Raw genomic sequence first — 20,553 nt, 5'->3', positions numbered from 1 at the left:
TGAGGGCGCATGCGGGCTGTGGTGTTCGAGCGGTACGGCGAGCCGGCCGAGGTGCGGGAGGTGGCCGACCCGAGGCCCGCCCCGCACGGAGTGGTCGTGCGCGTGGAGGCCACCGGCCTGTGCCGCAGCGACTGGCACGGTTGGATGGGCCACGACCCCGACATCACCTTGCCGCACGTCCCCGGTCATGAACTCGCGGGAGTCGTCGAGGAGGTGGGCGACCGGGTCACCCGCCGGCGCCCCGGGGACCGGGTGACCGTGCCGTTCGTGTGCGGCTGCGGCACCTGCCCGTCCTGCGCGGCGGGCGACCACCAGGTGTGCGAGCGCCAGACCCAGCCCGGCTTCACCCACTGGGGCTCCTTCGCCCAGTACGTGGCCCTGGACCACGCCGACGTGAACCTGGTCGCGATCCCCGACGAGCTGTCGTACGCCACCGCGGCCTCGCTCGGCTGCCGGTTCGCGACCGCGTTCCGGGCGGTCGTGCGGCAGGGCCGGGTGGCGGCGGGGGAGTGGGTGGCCGTGCACGGCTGCGGCGGAGTGGGCCTGTCGGCGGTGATGATCGCCGCGGCCTGCGGTGCGAGGACGGTCGCCGTGGACGTCTCCCCGCAGGCCCTGGAACTGGCGCGGCGGTTCGGCGCGACCGTGTGCGTGGACGCGCGGGAGACACCGGACACCGCCTCCGTGATCCACGAGCTGACCGGCGGCGGCGCCCACCTCTCCCTGGACGCGCTCGGCTCGCCCGCCACCTGCGCCGCGTCGGTGAACGGCCTGCGCCGCCGCGGCCGGCACGTCCAGGTCGGCCTGCTGCCCTCGGCGGACGGCACGACCCCCGTCCCGCTGGCCCGAGCCGTCGCCCTGGAGCTGGAACTCCTCGGGAGCCACGGTATGGCCGCCCACGCCTACCCGGAGATGCTGGAACTGGTCCGGGCCGGGGTGCTGCGCCCCGACCTGCTGGTGACGTCGACGATCGCGCTGGACGCCGTACCGGAGGCGCTGGCCGCGCTGGGGACGGCGCCGGGAGCGGGGGTGACGGTCATCGAGCCGTGGCGGTGAGGGCGGCCCACTCCCGGTCCAGGAGCGCCATCAGCACCTCGTCCACCCACTTCCCGCCCCGGAACGCGGCTTCCCGCCGCACGCCCTCGACCGTGAAGCCGACCTTCTCGTAGACCCGCCGGGCGCGCGCGTTGTCGCCGTACAGTTCCAACTGCACCCGGTGCAGCCCCAGTCGCTCGAAGGCGTGCCCGACGATGAGCCGGGTCGCCTCGGTGCCGAGACCCCGGCCGCGCCCCTCGGGACCGATCAGCGTGCGGAAGGTGCAGGCGCGGGCGTCCGGCTCCCAGTCGTGCAGGACGACCTCGCCGACGAGGAGTCCGCTCGCGCGGTCGGTGACGGCGAGGTCGAGCCGGTCGGGCTGGGCGGAGCGGGTGGCGTACCAGGAACGCACGCGGTCCAGGGTGAGGTCGCCACTCGCCGGGAAGGTGAAGCGGACCACCTCGGGGTCGCCGATGATCTCCCACATGGTCTCCGCGTCGGCCTCGGTGAAGGGCCGCAGCACGGTCTTCTCGCCGGTGAGAGTCGGCTTGACGGTGAAGTCCATGGGCAGCACTGTGCCCCACCCGGAGGCGGGGCACAGAACGCTTTTTCCGCCGTCAGCCCTGGCCGCGACCGCGATTGCCGGGCCGGGACGCGACCCAGGCCCGGACGGTGTCCGCGTACCAGAACGGTTTACCGCCCTCCACATGGTCGGGCGCGGGCAGCAGCCCGTGTTTGCGGTAGGACCGCACGGTGTCGGGCTGCACGCTGATGTGCGCCGCGATCTCCTTGTAGGACCACAGCCGTCGGTCGGTCATGGGTCGCACCTCCCTGCGCGCGCCGGGGCGGCGGCCGGAAGGCCACCCGGGGGAGCCCGGCACTGCACTGACGATCACCAAGCCATCGCCCGCCCAACGACACACGGTGACGGTACGGCTACAGCTGTGGGCGCCCTGTGACACCCCACCCGTCAAACGCAGACATGCGTGACTTTGTAACAGAGGGCGCGGGCGACAGGGGCGCGGGGAACTGCGCGACAAGCCCCCGACAATCCGCACCCGCCCGACAACCGCCCCCGGCAGACCCTCAGGCGCCCGCCCCAACCGCCGGAGGCCCCCTCAGGCCCCGCAAGACCGCAGGAACGCCCGGGTCCGCTGAGCGATCGGCAGCGGGGCGTCCGGCTCGCAGGGGTACATGTCCTGCTCGACGATCGCGAACAGGTCGACGTCGAGCTTCCGCGCCGCCTCCAGCACGGGACCCAGCGCCGGCACCCCGGACGGCGGCTCGCACATCACGCCCTGTGCGACGGCGGGGCCGAACGGCGTGCCCTTCGCCCGCACGTCCGCGAGGATCTCCGGGTCCACCTGCTTGAGGTGCAGGTAGCCGATCCGCTCCCCGTAGGTCTCGATCAGCTTGACGCTGTCGCCGCCGCAGTACGCGTAATGCCCGGTGTCGAGGCAGAGGGACACCAGGTCGGAGTCGGTGCCGTCGAGGAAGCGGACGACGTTCTCCTCGCTGTCGATGTGGGTGTCGGCGTGCGGGTGGACGACGATCCGCAACCCGTACCGCTCCCGCACCTCCTTGCCCAGCCGCTCGGTCAGCGAGGTCAGGTTGCGCCACTGCTCGGGCGTCAGCGTGTCCGGCTCCAGTACCTCGCCGGTCTTGTCGTCCCGCCAGAAGGACGGGATGACGACCAGGTGGGAGGCGCCCATGGCCTGTGCGAGCACCGCGTTGTCCGCGACGTGCGCCCAGGTCTTCTCCCAGACGGCCTCGCCGTGGTGCAGCCCGGTGAAGACCGTGCCGGCCGACACCTTCAGGCCACGCCTGGCGGTCTCCTCGGTGAGGACGGCCGGGTCGGTCGGCAGGTACCCGTAGGGGCCCAGCTCGATCCATTCGTAGCCGGACTGCGCGACCTCGTCGAGGAAGCGCCGCCAGGGCACCTGCTGCGGGTCGTCCGGGAACCAGACGCCCCAGCTGTCGGGGGCCGAACCGATCCGGATACGGGACGCGCCGGGAGCGGCGGACTGGGGCGAGGGCTGAGGTGACAACGACGTCATGGCCGTCAGCGTGAAGTCCCGCCGCCGGAGGTGTCAAGGCCCTGGTCCGAATGTCTGGACAAAACATTGACAGGGCGCACCGTGCGGGACTAGAAAGCCGTGGAGAGCCGACACGGCGGCGCATCCGGCGACGCACCCGGCACGGGTGAGGGCCGGCACGGGTGTGGGCCGACACGAAGGGAACTCGATGGCGTACGACCTGATCACCATGGGGCGGATCGGGGTGGACCTGTACCCGCTGCAGACGGGCGTGCCGCTCCCGCAGGTCACGTCCTTCGGGAAGTTCCTCGGCGGCTCGGCCGCGAACGTCGCCGTCGCCGCGGCCCGCCTCGGCCTGGACACCGCGGTGATCACCCGCACCGGCGACGACCCGTTCGGCGTCTACCTGCACGAGGCGCTGCGCGGCTTCGGCGTCGACGACCGCTGGGTCACCTCGGTCCCCGGGCTCGCGACGCCGCTGACCTTCTGCGAGATCTTCCCGCCGGACGACTTCCCGCTCTACTTCTACCGCCGTCCCAAGGCGCCCGACCTGGAGATCGACGCCCACGAGCTCGACCTGGACGCCGTCCGCGACGCCCGTGTCTTCTGGGTCACCGGCACCGGCCTGAGCGAGGAGCCCAGCCGCACGGCGACGCTGGCGGCCCTCGCGCACCGCGCGAAGGCCGGCACCACGGTGTTCGACCTCGACTGGCGCCCCATGTTCTGGACCGACCCCGACGCGGCCCGCCCCTTCTACGCCGAGGCCCTCAAGCACACCACGGTCGCCGTCGGCAACCTGGACGAGGTGGAGATCGCCACCGGGGTGCGCGAACCGCACGCGGCGGCGCGGGCACTGCTGGACGCCGGAGTGGAGCTGGCCGTCGTCAAGCAGGGACCCAAGGGCGTGCTCGCCGTCAACAGCCACGGCGAGTCGGCCGAGGTGCCGCCGCTGCCCGTCGACGTCCTGAACGGCCTCGGCGCGGGCGACGCCTTCGGCGGCTCCCTGTGCCGCGGGCTGCTCGCCGGCTGGGACCTGGAGACGACCATGCGGCACGCCAATGCCGCCGGCGCCATCGTCGCCTCCCGGCTGGAGTGCTCCTCCGCGATGCCGACCCCGGCCGAGGTCGAGGCCGCGCTCACCGCCGGAGCGGTGCGGTGAGGGCGGACCACAGGGAAGAAGCCGTCCCGCCGGCGCCCCGGAGCCCGGCCCACCACGACAGCACCCCCGCCACCACGACCCTCCCCAAGGTCGACGTCTCCGAGCTCGTCCGCCTGCGCACCCACCACCCCGAGGCGATCGCCGAGGCCGCCGCCCGCCGCCCCCGCCGCCCGCTGATCGCCGACTCGGGCCGGCTGATGATCGTCGCCGCCGACCACCCGGCCCGCGGCGCGCTCAGCGCGGGCGGCGACAGGCTCGCCATGGCCAACCGCGCCGACCTGCTCGAACGCCTGTGCCTCGCACTGAGCCGCCCCGGCGTCGACGGCGTCCTCGCGACCGCCGACATCCTCGACGACCTGCTCCTCCTCGGCGCCCTCGACGGCAAGGTCGTCATGGGCTCGATGAACCGGGGCGGCCTGCAGGGCGCGGTCTTCGAACTCGACGACCGCTTCACCGGCCACCGCGCCGAGGACATCGAGCGCCTGAACTTCGACGCGGGCAAGCTGCTGCTGCGCATCGACTACGACGACCCGGGCTCCCTCACCACCCTGGAGGCCACGGCCCGTGCGATCGACGACATGGCGGCTCGCCGACTGCCCCTGTTCGTCGAGCCGTTCATCAGCCGCCGCACCCCCGACGGCACGCTGAGGAACGACCTCTCGCCCGAGGCCGTCACCAAGTCCATCGCCATCGCCTCGGGCCTGGGCGGCAGTTCGGCCTACACCTGGCTGAAGGTGCCGGTCACCGACAACCCCGACGACATGGCCGAGGTCATGGAGACCTCCACCCTCCCCGCCGTGCTCCTCGGCGGCGAGGTCGGCGGCTCCGTCGAGGACCAGGAGGCCGCGTACGAGAAGTGGCGGGGGGCGCTGCGACTGCCCACCGTCCGGGGGCTGGTCGTCGGCCGTTCCCTGCTGTACCCGGCGGACGGGGACGTCGCCGCCGCCGTGGACACCGCCGTAGGACTGCTGTGAGGGTGGCATGACCGAGCACGAAGACCTGTACGTCCCCAAGGGCGCGACGGCCGACGGCACTTACTCCCTCGCCATCGACCCCGAGCGGGCCGGCTGGACCCACAGCGGTCTGCGGATCGTCGAGTTGGAGCCGGACGGCACGCACGACTTCGCCACCGGCGACAGCGAGTGGATCGTCCTCCCCCTCGAAGGCGGATGTACGGTGCGCACGGACCAGAACGAGTTCCAACTCCTGGGCAGGGAAAGCGTGTTCGCGTCGGTCTCCGACTTCGCGTACGTTCCCCGCGACGCCCGGGTCCAGATCGCCTCCGGCGCGGGAGGCCGCTTCGCCCTGGCAGGAGCGAAGTGCGAGCGACGACTCCCCGCCCGCTACGGCCCCGCGCCGGAGGTCCCCGTCGAAGAGCGCGGCAGCGGCGACTGCGCCCGTCTGGTGCGCAACTTCGCCTCCGCCGACGCCTTCGACTGCGACAAGCTGATCGCCGTCGAGGTCATCACCCCCGGCGGCCACTGGTCCTCGTACCCGCCGCACAAGCACGACGAGCACCGGCCGGGCGAGGAGGCGGAGCTCGAGGAGATCTACTACTTCGAGATCGACGGCCCCGGCGGCTTCGGCTACCAGCGGGTTTCCCCCTCGCGGGAGGGCGGCGCCGACGTCCTCGCCGAGGTCCGCTCCGGCGACGCCGTCCTCGTCCCCGACGGATGGCACGGCCCGTCGATCGCCCAGCCCGGCCACGCCATGTACTACCTGAACGTCATGGCGGGCCCGGGCGAGACCCGGGAGTGGCGGATCTGCTTCCACCCGGACCACGTAGAAGGGGGTTACCGATGACCACCAGGCTCACCGTGGCCCAGGCGCTGGTGCGCTTCCTCGCCGCGCAGCACACCGAGCGCGACGGCGTACGGCAGCGGCTGATCGGCGCGACCTGGGGCATCTTCGGCCACGGCAACGTCGCCGGCCTCGGCCAGGCGCTCGTCGAGTACGCCGACGACATGCCCTTCCACCAGGGGCGCAACGAGCAGTCGATGGTCCACGCGGCCGTCGGTTACGCCCGCCAGTCGGGCCGGCTGTCCACGCACGCCGTGACGACGTCCATCGGCCCCGGCGCGACCAACCTGGTCACCGGCGCCGCGCTCGCCACGATCAACCACCTCCCGGTCCTCCTCCTGCCCGGCGACGTCTTCGCCACGCGGCCCGCGGACCCGGTGCTCCAGCAGCTCGAAGTCCCCTACGCGGGCGATGTGTCCGTCAACGACTGCCTGCGGCCGGTGTCCAGGTACTTCGACCGGATCACCCGCCCCGAGGCCCTGATCCCGGCCGCCCTCCAGGCGATGCGCGTGCTCACCGACCCCGTGGAGACGGGCGCGGTGACCCTCGCCCTGCCCCAGGACGTCCAGGCCGAGGCCTACGACTGGCCGGAGGAGTTCTTCGCCGAGCGCACCTGGGCCGTACGACGCCCGGGGGCCGATCCGGCCGAACTCGCCGAAGCGGTCCGCGCGATCAGGTCGGCCCGGCGGCCGCTGCTCGTCGCGGGCGGCGGCGTCCACCACAGCCGCGCCGAGGAGGCCCTCGCCGAGTTCGCCGGCGCCACCGGCATCCCGGTCGCCTCCACCCAGGCCGGCAAGGGCTCCCTGCGCCACGACCACCCGCAGGACGTCGGCGGCGTCGGCCACACCGGCACCGCGACCGCCGACGAACTGGCCCGCACGGCCGACCTGGTCATCGGCGTGGGCACCCGGTACAGCGACTTCACCACCGCCTCCAACACCCTCTTCGCCGCCGACGGCGTCCGCTTCCTCAACCTCAACATCGCCCCCTACGACGGCCACAAGCTCGCCGGGCTCCCGCTGGTCGCGGACGCCCGCAGCGGCCTTGAGGAGCTGACCGCGGCGCTGCTGACGCACGGCCACCGGGTCGCGGAGGAGTACGTCACCCAGTACACCGAGGACAAGGAGCGCTGGGAGCAGCGCGTCGACGCCTGCTACGAGGCCGAGGAGCAGGACGTACGCCCGACGCAGCCGCAGGTCCTCGGCGCGCTGGACGCCCTCGTCGACGAGTCGGACGTGATCATCAACGCGGCCGGTTCGCTCCCCGGCGACCTGCACAAACTGTGGCGGGCGCGCTCGCGGGACCAGTACCACCTGGAGTACGGCTACTCCTGCATGGGCTACGAGATCCCCGCCGCGATCGGTGTGAAGCTCGCGGCTCCCGAGCGCAACGTCTGGGCGCTGGTCGGCGACGGCACGTACCTGATGATGCCGACGGAGATCGTCACGGCGGTGCAGGAGGGGATCGCGATCAAGATGATCCTCGTGCAGAACCACGGGTACGCCTCGATCGGCGGTCTTTCGGAGTCGGTGGGCGGTGAGCGGTTCGGCACCGCGTACCGGTTCACCTCCGAGGACGGCACGTTCACCGGCGCGCCGCTGCCCGTCGATCTGGCCGCGAACGTGGCCAGCCTGGGCATGCGGGTGCTGCGCGCGAAGACCGTCCGCGACCTGCGCGAGGCGCTCGCCGAGGCGCGCGCCGCCGACACTCCCACTTGTGTCTACGTCGAGACCCAAACGGCAGACACAGTGTCGGGCCCGCCTCCGGCGCAGGCCTGGTGGGATGTACCCGTGGCCGAGACCGCGACCCGCCCGTCGGCGGTCAAGGCCCGTGAGCTGTACGAACGGCACGTCTCAACCCGACGCCGCCATCTGTGAAGGAGCACTCGGTCATGACGAAGATCGTCAACCACTGGATCGGCGGCAAGACCGTCGAGGGCGCGTCGGGTACGTACGGGCCGGTCACCGACCCGGCCACCGGCGCGGTCACCACGAAGGTCGCGTTCGCGACGGTGGACGAGGTGGACGCGGCCGTCGCCGCCGCCAAGGACGCCTACGCCACCTGGGGCCAGTCCTCGCTGGCGCAGCGCACGTCGATCCTGTTCAAGTTCCGCGCGCTGCTGGACGAGCACCGCGACGAGATCGCGGAGCTGATCACCGCCGAGCACGGCAAGGTGCACTCCGACGCGCTGGGCGAGGTCGCCCGCGGCCTGGAGATCGTCGACCTGGCGTGCGGCATCAGCGTGCAGCTGAAGGGCGAGCTGTCGACGCAGGTCGCGAGCCGCGTGGACGTGTCCTCCATCCGCCAGCCGCTGGGCGTGGTCGCCGGCATCACGCCGTTCAACTTCCCGGCTATGGTCCCGATGTGGATGTTCCCGATCGCCATCGCGACCGGCAACACCTTCGTGCTGAAGCCGAGCGAGAAGGACCCGTCGGCGTCGCTGAAGCTCGCCGAGCTCCTGTCGGAGGCCGGGCTGCCCGACGGCGTCTTCAACATCGTCCACGGCGACAAGGTCGCCGTCGACCGCCTCCTGGAGCACCCGGACGTCAAGGCGGTCTCCTTCGTCGGCTCCACCCCCATCGCCCGCTACATCCACACCACCGCCTCCGCCAACGGCAAGCGCGTCCAGGCTCTCGGCGGCGCGAAGAACCACATGCTGGTGCTGCCGGACGCGGACCTCGACGCGGCGGCCGACGCCGCGGTGTCCGCCGCGTACGGCTCGGCGGGCGAGCGCTGCATGGCGATCTCCGCGGTCGTCGCCGTCGGCGCCGTCGGCGACGAACTGGTCGAGAAGATCCGCGAACGCGCCGAGAAGATCAAGATCGGCCCCGGCGACGACCCCACGTCGGAGATGGGCCCCCTGATCACCGCGGCCCACCGCGACAAGGTGGCGTCCTACGTCACGGGCGCGGCGGCCGAGGGCTCGGAGGTCGTCCTCGACGGCACCGGCTTCACCGTGGAGGGCCACGAGGACGGCCACTGGATCGGCATCTCGCTCCTCGACAAGGTGCCCACGTCGGCGAAGGCCTACCAGGACGAGATCTTCGGCCCGGTGCTGTGCGTGCTGCGCGTCGACACCTACGAGGAGGGCGTCGCGCTGATCAACAGCTCCCCCTTCGGCAACGGCACCGCGATCTTCACCCGCGACGGCGGCGCGGCCCGCCGCTTCCAGCTGGAGATCGAGGCCGGCATGGTCGGGGTCAACGTCCCGATCCCGGTCCCCGTCGGCTACCACAGCTTCGGCGGCTGGAAGGACTCCCTCTTCGGGGACCACCACATCTACGGCAACGACGGCACCCACTTCTACACCCGGGGCAAGGTCGTCACGACCCGCTGGCCCGACCCGGCCGACGCCCCGGCCGGCGTCGACCTGGGCTTCCCCCGCAACCACTGACGCCCGACCGCACGGCTGCTCCGGCATACCGCGTCCGCGGTATGCCGGAGCAGCCGTGTCCGCCTTCAGGAGCACCCCGGCTTCGGTCTTCGGGTGACAACTCTCCGACAGGTTGACCCCGTACCGTTGAAGCATGGATCTTCGACTGCTCGGGCGGTCCCGGCGTGCGCTCGTCGGCGCCGCCGCCGCCGTCGTCGTGCTCGTCGGTGCGGGGACCTGGACGGCCGTCGCCGACGACGACCCGCCGAAGGTGCGGCGGGCCGAGCAGGTCATGGACATGGGCGGCGGAGTCCGGCTCGACACCTCGTACTTCACCGCAGGCGGCGACGGCCGTCGGCCCGCCGTGCTGCTCGCGCACGGCTTCGGGGGCAGCAAGGACGACGTGCGGCGGCAGGCCGAGGATCTCGCGCGCGACGGGTACGCCGTGCTGACCTGGTCCGCGCGCGGGTTCGGCAGGTCCACCGGGCGGATCGGGATCAACGACCCGAAGGCCGAGGTCGCCGACGTCTCGAAGCTGATCGACTGGCTGGCCAAGCAGCCGCAGGTGCGGCTCGACAAGGCGGGCGACCCCCGCGTCGGCATGGCCGGCGGTTCCTACGGCGGCGCCGTCTCGCTGCTGGCCGCCGGACACGACAGCCGGGTCGACGCCATCGCCCCGTCGATCACCTACTGGAACCTCGCCGACGCCCTGTTCCCCGACGGCGTGTTCAAGAAGCTGTGGGCCGGCGTGTTCTTCAACAGCGGCGGGGGCTGCGACCGGTTCGAGCCCGCGCTGTGCGCGATGTACCAGCGGGTCGCCGAGTCGGGCGTCCCGGACGAGGCCGCACGCCGACTGCTCGAAGAGCGTTCGCCGTCCGCCGTCGGCGACCGCATCAAGGTGCCCACCCTCCTCTTCCAGGGGCAGACCGACTCCCTCTTCACGCTCGCCCAGTCCGACGCCGCCGCGAAGGCGATCAAGGCCAACGGCGCCCCCGTCGACGTCGACTGGATCGCGGGCGGTCACGACGGCGGGGACATGGAGAGCGGGCGCGTCCAAGCCCGCGTCACCGACTGGTTCGACCGGTACCTCAAGGACGACAAGAGCGCCGACACGGGCCCTGCCTTCCGCGTCACCCGCACCCTCGGCACCGGCACCGGCACCGGCGACGGCGAACCCCGTCTGCGCGGAGTGAGCGCCGACAGCTACCCCGGCCTGGACGGCAAACCCCGCCAGGTCCCGCTCAGCGGACGCGAGCAGCGCGTCGACAACCCGGCCGGCGCCTCCCCGCCCGCCGTGTCGGCCCTGCCCGGCCTCGGCGCGGGCAGCGGCCTCTCCCAGCTGTCCTCCCTCGGAGTCGGCGTCTCCCTCGACTTCCCCGGCCAGTTCGCCGCCTTCGAGTCGGCGCCCTTCCGCGACGACGTCCGCATCACCGGCTCGCCCGAGGTCACCGTCCACGTGAAGTCGACGGCCGACGACGCCGTGCTCTTCGCCAAGGTGTACGACGTCGGCCCCGGCGGTCAGCGGCAGCAGGTGCTGCCGTCCCAGCTGGTGCAGCCCGTCCGCGTCACGGGCGCCAAGACCGGCAAGGACGTCACGCTCACCCTGCCCGCGATCGACCACGAGGTGGACGACGGCCACCGCCTGCGCCTCGTCCTCGCCTCCACCGACCTCGGCTACGCCTCCCCGGCGGCCCCGGCGACGTACACCGTCTCCCTGAAGAGCGACCTGACGGTGCCGACCGCCCTCAGCCGGTCCGACGTCCCGCCCGCGCTGCCTGCATGGGTGTGGTGGCTGCCGCTCGCCGGCGCGGGCGTCGCCCTCGCCCTACTGCTGACCGCCCGCCGCCGCACCGCCGCGCCCGCCCCGGCGGACCCGGCGCTGGCCGACGTGCCCCTCCAGATCACCGGCCTGAGCAAGCGGTACGCCAAGGCGGCCGACCGCTACGCCGTCAAGGACCTGTCCTTCCGCGTCGAGAAGGGCCAGGTGCTCGGACTGCTCGGCCCCAACGGCGCCGGCAAGACGACCACCCTGCGCATGCTGATGGGGCTCATCAGGCCGGACGGCGGCGAGATCCGCGTCTTCGGGCACGCCATCGCGCCCGGCGCTCCTGTCCTGTCCCGGGTCGGCGCGTTCGTCGAGGGCGCGGGCTTCCTCCCGCACCTCACCGGCCGCGAGAACCTCGACCTGTACTGGCGGGCCACCGGCCGCCCGCCGCAGGACGCCCACCTGGAGGAGGCCCTGGAGATCGCGGGCCTCGGCGACGCCCTCGCCCGCGCGGTGCGCACGTACTCCCAGGGCATGCGCCAGCGCCTCGCCATCGCCCAGGCCATGCTGGGCCTGCCCGACCTGCTCATCCTCGACGAGCCGACCAACGGACTCGACCCGCCCCAGATCCGCGAGATGCGCGAGGTGATGATCCGCTACGCGGCGGCCGGCCGCACGGTGATCGTCTCCAGCCATCTTCTGTCCGAGGTGGAGCAGTCCTGCACGCACCTGGTCGTCATGGACCATGGGCAGCTCGTCCAGGCCGGCCCGGTCGCCGAGATCGTCGGCTCCGGCGACACCCTCCTCGTCGGCACGGCGACGCCCGTGGACGACCCGGTCGTCGACAAGGTCGCGGCGCTGCCCGGCGTGGCCTCGGCCGTCCGCGCCGACGCCGGACTGCTGGTCCGCCTCGACGCCGGCGGCAGCGCGTCGGGCCTGGTCGCCGAACTCGTGCGCCTGGAGGTGCCGGTGGAGTCGGTCGGCCCGCACCGCCGCCTCGAAGACGCCTTCCTCACCCTGATCGGAGACTGAAGATGAGCACGGTGACCGACCGCGCCGAGCCCGTCGAGGTCGCCGACGGCTACCGCGCCGGACGCACGCTGCCCCTCCGGGTCGAGCTGGTCCGCCAGCTCAAGCGGCGCCGCACCATGGTCATGGGCGGCGTCCTGTTCGCCCTGCCGTTCGTGCTGCTCGTCGCCTTCCAGGTGGGCGGCGGCCCCGGCTCCGGCAACAACCGCGTCAACCTGATGGACACGGCGACGCTGTCCGGCACCAACTTCGCCGCGGTGAACCTGTTCGCCGCGGCGGGCTTCCTGCTGGTCATCCCCGTCGCGCTGTTCTGCGGCGACACCGTCGCCTCCGAGGCCGGCTGGTCCTCGCTGCGCTATCTGCTCGCCGCCCCCGTGCCCCGCGCCCGCCTGCTGTGGTCCAAGCTCGTCGTCGGGCTCGGCCTCAGCCTGGTGGCGATGGTGCTGCTGCCCGTGGTCGCCCTCGCCGTCGGCACGGCCGCCTACGGCTGGGGCCCGCTGGAACTGCCCACCGGCGGCTCGATGCCCGCGGGCACCGCCGCCCAGCGCCTGGCCGTCACCGTGGCGTACATCTTCGTGTCCCAACTGGTCACCGCCGCCCTCGCGTTCTGGCTCTCCACCAAGACCGACGCCCCGCTCGGCGCGGTCGGCGGCGCGGTCGGGCTGACCATCGTCGGCAACGTCCTCGACGAGGTGACGGCCCTCGGCGACTGGCGCCACTTCCTGCCCGCGCACTGGCAGTACGCCTGGCTCGACGCCGTACGGCCCCAGCTCGACTGGACCGACATGATCCAGGGCATGTCCCTGTCGATAACGTACGCGCTCGTGCTGTTCGCCCTGGCCTTCAGGGGTTTCGCCCGCAAGGACGTCGTCTCCTAGGTCAACGGAAGATCACCCGCCGGTCTCGACGGGCGGTCACCGTGCCCTCTTCGAGACCCTTCCGCAACGCCCCGTGACGCACGTTCCGGGCTCCCGCGCCGTCACAGTCACGTACGGCGACGTCAACGGACCAAGGGGGCACGGGAGATGGACCACCACCGGACGCGACGACTGCTCGCCGGCGCGGCCGCCGCGCTGGCGCTGCTCACCGGCTGCGCCGCGGGCGGCTCGGGCGCCTCGGACCGGGGCGGCGCCCAACGGGCCGACCACGGCGGCGGCTTCCCGGCCCCGGGCGCGCCCCGCCCGGAGGGCGACGGCACCGCCCGGGGAGACGACCCGTCCGCCGGCCGCCTGTCCACCTTCGCCCTCGACGTCGACACCGCCTCCTACGGCTACGCGCGCCGCGCCCTCGCCGACGGCGACCTGCCCGAGCCGTCGACGATCCGCCCGGAGGAGTTCGTCAACAGCTTCCGCCAGGACTACGAACGCCCCGACGGCGACGGCTTCTCCGTGACCGTCGACGGCGCCCGCACCGGCGAGGACGACTGGTCCCTGGTCCGTGTCGGCCTGGCCACCCGCACCGCGAGCAGCACGGGCGAACGCCCGCCCGCCGCCCTCACCTTCGTCATCGACATCTCCGGCTCGATGGCCGAACCCGGACGCCTCGACCTCGCCCAGCGGGCCCTCGGCACCATGACCGACCGCCTGCGCGACGACGACTCCGTCGCCCTCGTCACCTTCAGCGAGGAGGCCGAGACCGTCCTGCCGATGACCCGGCTCGGCGACGCGGGTGACCGCGCCCGCGTGCACGACGCCATCGACAGCCTGGAGCCCGCCGACTCGACCAACCTCGGCGCGGGCGTCGAGACCGGCTACGCCACCGCGGTCGAGGGTCTGCGCGAGGGCGCCGCCAACCGGGTCGTCCTCGTCTCCGACGCCCTCGCCAACACCGGTGACACCGACGCCGATTCCATCCTGGAACGCGTCTCCACGGCCCGTCGCGAGCACGGCGTCACGCTGTTCGGCGTCGGTGTCGGCAGCGACTACGGCGACGCCCTCATGGAACGTCTCGCCGACAAGGGCGACGGCCACACCGTCTACGTGTCGGACGAGAAGGACGCCGAGAAGGTCTTCGCCGAGCAACTGCCGCGGAACGTGGACCTCACCGCCCGTGACGCCAAGGCGCAGGTCGCCTTCGACCCGCACACGGTCGAGGAGTTCCGGCTCGTCGGCTACGACAACCGCCGGGTCACCGACGAGGACTTCCGCGACGACCGTGTCGACGGCGGCGAGGTCGGACCCGGCCACACGGTCACCGCCCTCTACGCCGTCCGCACTGCGCCGGGCGCGCGGGGCCGCCTCGCCACGGCCACCGTCCGCTGGCTCGACCCCGCCACGCGCGCCCCGCACGAGACCTCGGGCCGCCTGGAGACCGCCGCCCTGCACGACTCCCTTGCCGACGCCCCCACTCGCTTCCAAATCACCGTGACCGCCGCCTACTTCGCCGACCTCCTGCGTCAAGGAGTCGGCGGGAGCGGTGTCTTGCCGGACTCCCCTCCCTTGAGCCGGCTGAAGGAGCGCGCCGACGGCCTCGCGAAGAAGACGGAGGACGAGGAAGTACGGGCCCTCGCCAAGGCCATCGGCGAGGCGAGCAGGCTCCGCGGCTGACGCTGTGGCCCGCGACGGACGCCGCGGCTCGGCACGTCGGGGCGCACGGGAACGGCGGGCCACCGGAGGACCGGTGACCCGCCGTCGCGGCGCCGAAGGGGCTCAGCCGTTGCGCGCACCGTTGCCGGTCAGGAGCGAGATGTCGTCCAGGATGTGCGACAGCGGCTCGTCGCCCTTGGCCTGGGTGGAGTTCTCGACGCACTGCTGGTTCTGCGGGGCCGAGAGGATCGGGACGTCCTGCAGGGCGACGGGGCTGGCGCCCTGAGTGTTGACCTTCACGGGAATGCCGAGGCACGGCTTGTTCAGCGAGCCCTGGACCAGCGAGAGCTGCGGGCTCATGTCGCCGGACGTGGACGAGTTGCCGAACTCCGACCTGGCGCCGTTGCCGCTGGCCGAGGTGGTGCCGCTGTCGTCACCGATGGCGAGAGCCTGGGGGGCGGTCACCGCCGTGAATCCGGCGAGCGAGGCGGCGACAGCCGCGGTTGCCCACAGCTTCTTCATGTTCGTTCCCTTCGAAAAGCGGACTCCGGTGAGGAGTTGCGTGCTGGTCAACGTCGGGACACCGGCCCGGGTTGCGTGCTGTGCCCCGATCGGCCCAGCGCATCGGCGTACCCGCGCATGCGCCCCTCACCGACGCGAGCGCGCACACGAAGCAGCGGGCCGCCGGTCGATCGGCGGCCCGCTGCCGGGGCCCGGAAACGGCCCCGAGGGCTCGGAGGACGAGCCCGTTCACCTCGTCGGTCGTACGGTCAGACCGTCACTCGTTCCCCAAGCCGTTGCCCGAGAAGAGCGCGAGGTCGTCCAGGATGTGCGACAGCGGCTCGTCGCCCTTGGCCTGGGTGGAGTTCTCGACGCACTGCTGGTTCTGCGGGGCGGAGAGGATCGGGACGTCCTGGGCACCGATCACCGTGGTCACCGCCTGGGTGTTGAGCTTGGCCGGCAGACCGATGCAGGGCTTGTTGAAGGAGCCCTGGACGAGCGCCATCTGCGGGCTCATGTTGCCGTAGGTGGCCGAGTTGCCGAACACCTGGGAGGCGCCGTTGCCGCTGGCGGACGTGGTGCCGCTGTCGTTGCCGATGGCGAGCGCCGGGGCCGCGACCGCGACGGAGGCGCCCATGGCGGAGGCGGCGACCGTGACGGCGGCCAGAACCTTCTTGATCACTTGCTTGTCCCTTCTGAAAAAACCCCGTCCACCGGAGCGTCTTGGTCAACTCGGCCGGGCGGGCTTGGTTGCTGTGATTCACCCCGATGGCTCACACCGGACCACCGATGCGCCGTCCGTTCGCCGTGAATCGTTTCCCTCCCCAGGGGGCCCAGTCGTATGAACGCCGCGAACGCGTTCGGGTGAATTGACCTGCGACCCCCGTTCACCGGCTTCCTCCGCCGTCTATCTGTCGTGTGCAGCCTGCAGGTCATGGTGCGAGCTGATCCGGCTGCGCTCGCTCGGTTTCGACCGCCAGGCATGACCGCACAGAAGGGAACGTCATGAAGAAGACTGCCGCCGTCGTCGCGGGCCTGATTCTGGGTCTGGGCGGAGCCGCCCCTGCCTTCGCGGACTCCACCGCCGAAGCTGTGGCCATCGGTTCCCCCGGGTTCCTCTCCGGCAACGTGACGCAGTTCTCGTTCCACACCCAGACGAACGTCTGCGGGAACACGTTCGGTGCGACCGGCCTGCTGAGCCCGGCTTTCGGCACCCTGTGCGTCAACGACTGACGATGCCCCCACCAGCCGACGGCTGGGTCGAGGCCGGCCTTGGACGACTGCTCCCTTGTTCCAGGTCGGCCTTTCCCGTTTCTCCCACCAGGAAGACGATCAGATGCGACAGACCCTGACCAGGGGAATGATCGCGGCGGCCGCCGCGACGAGTCTTCTGTCCCTGTGCGGCGGCGCCGCCTATGCCGACTCGTCCGCGGACGGGACCACCACGGGCTCGCCCGGCGCCGTGTCGGGCGCCGGCGTCCAGTCCCCGGTGACCCTGCCGGCGAGCCTGTGCGGCGACACGGCCGGTCTCGCCGCCGCGTTCGGCCAGGCCCTCGGCGACTTCTGCGCGGACACCTCCGACGAGACGAGCACCTCGGACGCCGCAGACACCTCCGACGAGGCGAACACCGCCGAGGACGCGAGCACTTCCGCCCCGGCCGACGGCGCGGCCCGCGCCGAAGAGGCCACCTCCGCCGGGGCCGACGCGGACTCGGACGACGCCGACCCGGGCTACGGCGACCCGGGTTACGGAAACTCACATCACGAAGACGACGAATCGGGTTACGGCGACCCGGGCCAGGGCGGCGACAAGGATCCGGGATACGGCGGTCACAACGACGGCGACCCGGGTTACGGCGGTGACGACGGCCCCGGTCACGGCGATGACGACGACTCGGGCTACGGCAGCGACGACGGCCCGGGCTACGGGGACGACGACTCCGGTTACGGCAGCGACGACGACTCGGGTTACGGCAGTGACGACGGCCCCGGTTACGGCGATGACGACGACTCGGGCTACGGGTCGACGCCCCCGCCCCCCGGCGGACCCGTCACGCCCCCGGAGGGCGGGCACACCACGCCGCATGACCCCCCGCCCCCCGGTGACGACGACCACGGCACTCCGCCCGGCGAGGAGAACAACGAGCCTCGTCCGCAACTGCCCGAGACCGGCAGCGAGAGTCTGCTCGCCGCTTCCGGCGTGAGCGCGGCGCTGATCACCGCGGGCGCGCTGCTCTACCGACGGGGCCGGGCCGCCTCCCGGCGCTGACCGCACGGGCGCCGGACGCCCCCGGCACCCTTTCGTACGGCGAGGCGGGGAGCTTCAGCAGCTCCCCGCCTTCTCGTCGTCGGCGTGACCGCCCGCGTCCGGCACGCCGGGCAGCCCCGTCTGCGGCGAACCCTCACGGACCGCCCCCCGCCGGATCACACGCGGAGGAACCTCACCACAGGCCCCCGCAGCGAAACCCGCTTCCGGCCCCGGCACGGGCCCCGGTCCGGTACGCCGCAGCCGCCCCCACAGCCGCCGGGTGACATGGGCGCACCACAGCGCCCACATCGCACGGCCGGCAGCCGCGTCGTCCCCCGCGTACCAGGCCAGCTCCCGGTCGGTACGGACCCGGCGCAGCGCCGACAGCGGCGCGTAGTTCTCCACCACGAACGCCCGCCCCGGCCGCGCCTCCCCCTCCGGCAGGGGCCGGTACGTCAGGTCCAGGTGCTGCGCGCGTACGACGTCCAGCCCGGCGGTGTCGGTGAAGAGCCGGAACTGCGCCCCGGGCCGCGGGTTGAAGTCGAGCAGGTGATAGCGGCCGGTCGTGCCGCAGCGGCGGTAGTCGAGGTCGAGGATGCCGCGGTAGCCGAGCCGCTCGGCGAGCCGCTCGGACTGCTCCCGCACGGTGGCGTTCGGGACCCACTCGCCCACCGCCGTCAGACCGGCCCCGCGCGGCCAGGCGCTCAGCTTGCGGCCCGTGCCGCCGGCGCGCATCACGCCCGAGCGGTCGGCGTACCCGTGGAAGAACCAGTCGCGGTGGTCGCCCGGCGGCAGGAACTCCTGGAGCAGGAGCCGGCTGCCGGCCTCCTCGCGCCGCAGGTACAGCTCCCGCACCTCCTGCGCGGAGCGCAGCACCGACGTGCTGCGCAGTCCCGATCCGGTGGGCAGCAGCCAGGGCCGGCTCCACTTCGCCACCAGCGGGAACCCGAGCCGCCGGGCGGCGGAGACGGCCTGCTCGGAGCTCTCCGGGAGGAAGGTGCACGGGTGAGCGACGTCCGCGGCCGCGCACATCTGCGCCAACTCGCTTTTGTCGGCGACGCGTTCGGGAAGCGTCGGGGACTGCTGGGGCAGCAGGTAGGCGGGGGTCAGCTCCGTGCGCAGCCGACTCACGGCGACGGCGCCGGCGTCGTCCATGGGGATCAGCACGGCGGGCCGTTCGATGCGGGCGGCCACCCGCAGCAGCAGGGCCACGATCTCCTCGGGGGAGGCGCCCGGCGCCGGCGGGGGGTGCAGCCGCCGCACGTGGCGCGACTTGCGGATCGGGCTCCCCGTCATCTCGGCGACCACGTGCACGTCCGCTCCGGCTCGGCCGAGGGAACGGACCGCGCCCAGCGTTCCGTGGTGAAAGGGGTTCCGGTCGATTCGCAGCAGTACGGCGGGGACTCGGGTGTCGAGCAGCGACACGGGGCTCTTTCCTTCGGGTCGGTTCACCGGTGCGGGCGATCAGTGCACTCGAAAGCCGTAACGGCGGTGGCGTGATTCCTTTTCATCTGACTTACATATGACTAACTGTCAGTCATTGGAAATCAGCACGCGGTTCCGCGTGAGAGTGGAGAAAGGAGCAGGTATGGCCCCACAGCAGCGACGCGCCCCGTCCCGACGGCTCGCCGTCGTGACGGCGGCGGTGGCGATGACGGCGGCGCTGGCGTCCGGTCCTGGACTCGCCGCGGGCGCGGGGGTGGCACGGGCCGCCGCTCCCTCCGCCGGATCTCTCCCCGAGCCCCTCGTGACGGCCGCCGAGCCGGCCCCGGGGCCGCCCCCCATCCCCGAGCAGAGCCCCGCCGTACCCATCCCCGAGCAGAGCCCTGCCGCCCCCGCCCCCGAGCAGAGCCCCGCCGCCCCCGCCCCCGAGCAGAGCCCTGCCGCGGACCCCCCGCAGAGCCCCGCCGCGGCCTCCCCGGGCGGGAGCGCGGCACCGGCCTCGCCCGCCGCGTCCGGCACCGCCTTCGGCGCCTACCTCGACTACGGCCCCCTGGGCGTGGCCCGGATCGCCCAGCTCAGCGCCTGGCTGGGCGGCACCGAACTCCGCGTCGGGCACACGTACTTGCCGGGCGACCGGTGGAGCAACATCGAGGGCCGGCCCGGCTTCCTCGACGCGTGGGCGAACTGGCGAAAGGAGAAGGACGACCGGATGCTCGTCCTCAACGTCCCCATGCTGGAGCGCAACGAGGCGGGCGTCTCCGACGGCGAAGTGCGAATCCTGCTGCGGCTGGGTGCGGCCGGCGCCTTCGACCATCACTTCCGCCGGCTGGCCGAGCGGCTGGTCGGGCTGAACGCGCCGGACACGGTGATCGTGCTCGGCTGGGAGATGAACGGCAACACCTACACCCATCGCTGCGGGCCGGACCCGGAGGCGTGGAAGGCCTACTGGAACCGGGTCGTCACCGCCATGCGGGCGGTGCCGGGCCAGAGGTTCAAGTTCGACTTCACACCGAACCGCGGCCTCGACGCGGTCGCCTGGACCCGGTGCTACCCGGGTGACGACACCGTCGACATCATCGGAATGGATTCCTACGACCAGCCGGCCGGAATGCCGTTCGACCAACAGGTGCAAGAACCCTACGGACTCCAGGCGCATGTGGATTTCGCCAAGAGCCACGGCAAGCCCATTTCCTATCCCGAATGGGGGCTGTTCCGCAACGGCGACAATCCCGAGTACATGCGGAGCATGCTCGGCTGGATCGGTCAGCACAGGCCGCTGTACAACACGCTGACCGACTACTGCCCGCACGGCGTGTGGCAGTGCGGGCAGAACCCGATGGCGTCGCACGTCTACCGCTCGCTGCTCTCCGGCCGCCCCGAAGGGCCGGCCGAAGGGCCGGCCGAAGGACCGAGCGGCGGTCCGGCCCCCCTGAGCACGCCGCTCCCCGGCGCAACACAGGAGGTCGCACCGGTGGCGCCCACCCCGGAACCGGCGAAGGAGGCACCGCAGAAGCCGACGCCGGTGACTTTCCAACCCGCCTCCGACTGCCCGCAGTTGGACCTCGGGGACTGGGTGGAGCGGTGGATCGGCGGCAAGTTGTGCCTCCCCGCGGCCCGGTGGTCGCGCGACCGCTGAGCGGGG

Annotated in this window: 18 protein-coding genes; 12 read left to right on the top strand and 6 right to left on the bottom strand. The window is 72.6% G+C overall.

Annotated features, from left to right (window positions below; genetic code table 11):
- Positions 1-9: 9 nt before the first annotated feature.
- A complete protein-coding gene (locus tag ACFYXA_RS29165) occupies positions 10-1,053 on the top strand; it encodes a zinc-dependent alcohol dehydrogenase family protein (protein WP_389038424.1) in 1,044 nt (347 codons plus the stop codon).
- Here the strand turns inward: ACFYXA_RS29165 and ACFYXA_RS29160 are convergent.
- The 3 genes from ACFYXA_RS29160 to ACFYXA_RS29150 all read right to left on the bottom strand — a co-directional run bounded on the left by ACFYXA_RS29160 (position 1,034) and on the right by ACFYXA_RS29150 (position 3,089).
- A complete protein-coding gene (locus ACFYXA_RS29160; RefSeq protein ID WP_389038421.1) occupies positions 1,034-1,597 on the bottom strand; it encodes a GNAT family N-acetyltransferase in 564 nt (187 codons plus the stop codon). The genes ACFYXA_RS29165 and ACFYXA_RS29160 overlap by 20 nt on opposite strands.
- 52 nt (positions 1,598-1,649) lie before the next feature.
- Entirely contained in the window at positions 1,650-1,850 is a 201-nt protein-coding gene (locus ACFYXA_RS29155; protein WP_130436688.1) for an AlpA family transcriptional regulator, read from the bottom strand.
- Positions 1,851-2,150: 300 nt separating this feature from the next.
- Complete coding sequence (locus ACFYXA_RS29150) at positions 2,151-3,089, bottom strand: sugar phosphate isomerase/epimerase (RefSeq protein ID WP_352251889.1); 939 nt, start codon at positions 3,087-3,089, stop codon at positions 2,151-2,153.
- 187 nt (positions 3,090-3,276) lie between these two features.
- Between ACFYXA_RS29150 and iolC the strand changes: the two genes are divergently transcribed.
- The 8 genes from iolC to ACFYXA_RS29110 all read left to right on the top strand — a co-directional run bounded on the left by iolC (position 3,277) and on the right by ACFYXA_RS29110 (position 14,740).
- Positions 3,277-4,227 carry a 5-dehydro-2-deoxygluconokinase gene (gene iolC, locus ACFYXA_RS29145; protein ID WP_130436690.1) on the top strand — a complete coding sequence of 317 codons (951 nt, stop codon included), beginning with the start codon at positions 3,277-3,279 and terminating at the stop codon, positions 4,225-4,227.
- Positions 4,228-4,340: 113 nt separating this feature from the next.
- Positions 4,341-5,201: a deoxyribose-phosphate aldolase gene (locus tag ACFYXA_RS29140; protein ID WP_351091280.1), complete on the top strand. Its 861-nt coding sequence runs from the start codon at positions 4,341-4,343 to the stop codon at positions 5,199-5,201.
- A 7-nt stretch (positions 5,202-5,208) separates the two neighbouring features.
- On the top strand, positions 5,209-6,030 hold the full coding sequence (iolB, locus tag ACFYXA_RS29135; RefSeq protein WP_389038415.1) for a 5-deoxy-glucuronate isomerase: 822 nt from the start codon (positions 5,209-5,211) through the stop codon (positions 6,028-6,030).
- Entirely contained in the window at positions 6,027-7,904 is a 1,878-nt protein-coding gene (gene iolD, locus ACFYXA_RS29130) for a 3D-(3,5/4)-trihydroxycyclohexane-1,2-dione acylhydrolase (decyclizing) (protein WP_389038412.1), read from the top strand. The genes iolB and iolD overlap by 4 nt, the downstream gene beginning before the upstream one ends.
- A gap of 14 nt (positions 7,905-7,918) precedes the next feature.
- Complete coding sequence (mmsA, locus tag ACFYXA_RS29125; RefSeq protein WP_389038409.1) at positions 7,919-9,421, top strand: CoA-acylating methylmalonate-semialdehyde dehydrogenase; 1,503 nt, start codon at positions 7,919-7,921, stop codon at positions 9,419-9,421.
- A gap of 133 nt (positions 9,422-9,554) precedes the next feature.
- Positions 9,555-12,197, top strand: coding sequence for a CocE/NonD family hydrolase (locus tag ACFYXA_RS29120; RefSeq protein WP_389038406.1), 2,643 nt, complete (start codon positions 9,555-9,557; stop codon positions 12,195-12,197).
- A 2-nt stretch (positions 12,198-12,199) separates the two neighbouring features.
- Complete coding sequence (locus ACFYXA_RS29115; RefSeq protein ID WP_389038403.1) at positions 12,200-13,072, top strand: ABC transporter permease; 873 nt, start codon at positions 12,200-12,202, stop codon at positions 13,070-13,072.
- 147 nt (positions 13,073-13,219) lie between these two features.
- The gene (locus ACFYXA_RS29110; protein WP_389038400.1) at positions 13,220-14,740 is read left to right on the top strand and encodes a von Willebrand factor type A domain-containing protein; all 1,521 of its coding nucleotides are present in this window, start codon (positions 13,220-13,222) and stop codon (positions 14,738-14,740) included.
- Between the two features lie 102 nt (positions 14,741-14,842).
- On the opposite strand, the gene ACFYXA_RS29105 is transcribed toward ACFYXA_RS29110, so the two are convergent.
- Both ACFYXA_RS29105 and ACFYXA_RS29100 read right to left on the bottom strand, forming a co-directional pair.
- A complete protein-coding gene (locus ACFYXA_RS29105; protein ID WP_389038397.1) occupies positions 14,843-15,241 on the bottom strand; it encodes a rodlin in 399 nt (132 codons plus the stop codon).
- A 256-nt stretch (positions 15,242-15,497) separates the two neighbouring features.
- Positions 15,498-15,902: a rodlin gene (locus tag ACFYXA_RS29100; protein WP_389038394.1), complete on the bottom strand. Its 405-nt coding sequence runs from the start codon at positions 15,900-15,902 to the stop codon at positions 15,498-15,500.
- A 323-nt stretch (positions 15,903-16,225) separates the two neighbouring features.
- Between ACFYXA_RS29100 and ACFYXA_RS29095 the strand changes: the two genes are divergently transcribed.
- Positions 16,226-16,453 (top strand): chaplin, encoded by a 228-nt coding sequence (locus ACFYXA_RS29095; RefSeq protein ID WP_389038391.1) that lies wholly within the window; start codon positions 16,226-16,228, stop codon positions 16,451-16,453.
- A 103-nt stretch (positions 16,454-16,556) separates the two neighbouring features.
- Positions 16,557-17,489, top strand: a complete 933-nt coding sequence (locus ACFYXA_RS29090; RefSeq protein ID WP_389038388.1) for a chaplin — start codon at positions 16,557-16,559, stop codon at positions 17,487-17,489.
- Positions 17,490-17,543: 54 nt separating this feature from the next.
- On the opposite strand, the gene ACFYXA_RS29085 is transcribed toward ACFYXA_RS29090, so the two are convergent.
- Positions 17,544-18,893, bottom strand: coding sequence for an ATP-grasp domain-containing protein (locus tag ACFYXA_RS29085; RefSeq protein WP_389038385.1), 1,350 nt, complete (start codon positions 18,891-18,893; stop codon positions 17,544-17,546).
- Between the two features lie 163 nt (positions 18,894-19,056).
- Here ACFYXA_RS29085 and ACFYXA_RS29080 point away from each other — a divergent pair, with 163 nt between their 5' ends.
- The gene (locus ACFYXA_RS29080; RefSeq protein WP_352251915.1) at positions 19,057-20,547 is read left to right on the top strand and encodes a glycosyl hydrolase; all 1,491 of its coding nucleotides are present in this window, start codon (positions 19,057-19,059) and stop codon (positions 20,545-20,547) included.
- Positions 20,548-20,553 lie beyond the last annotated feature (6 nt).

It is taken from the genome of Streptomyces sp. NPDC002566 (assembly GCF_042889585.1).
GTDB lineage: Bacteria > Actinomycetota > Actinomycetes > Streptomycetales > Streptomycetaceae > Streptomyces.
This window is presented reverse-complemented; position numbering and strand designations above follow the sequence as displayed.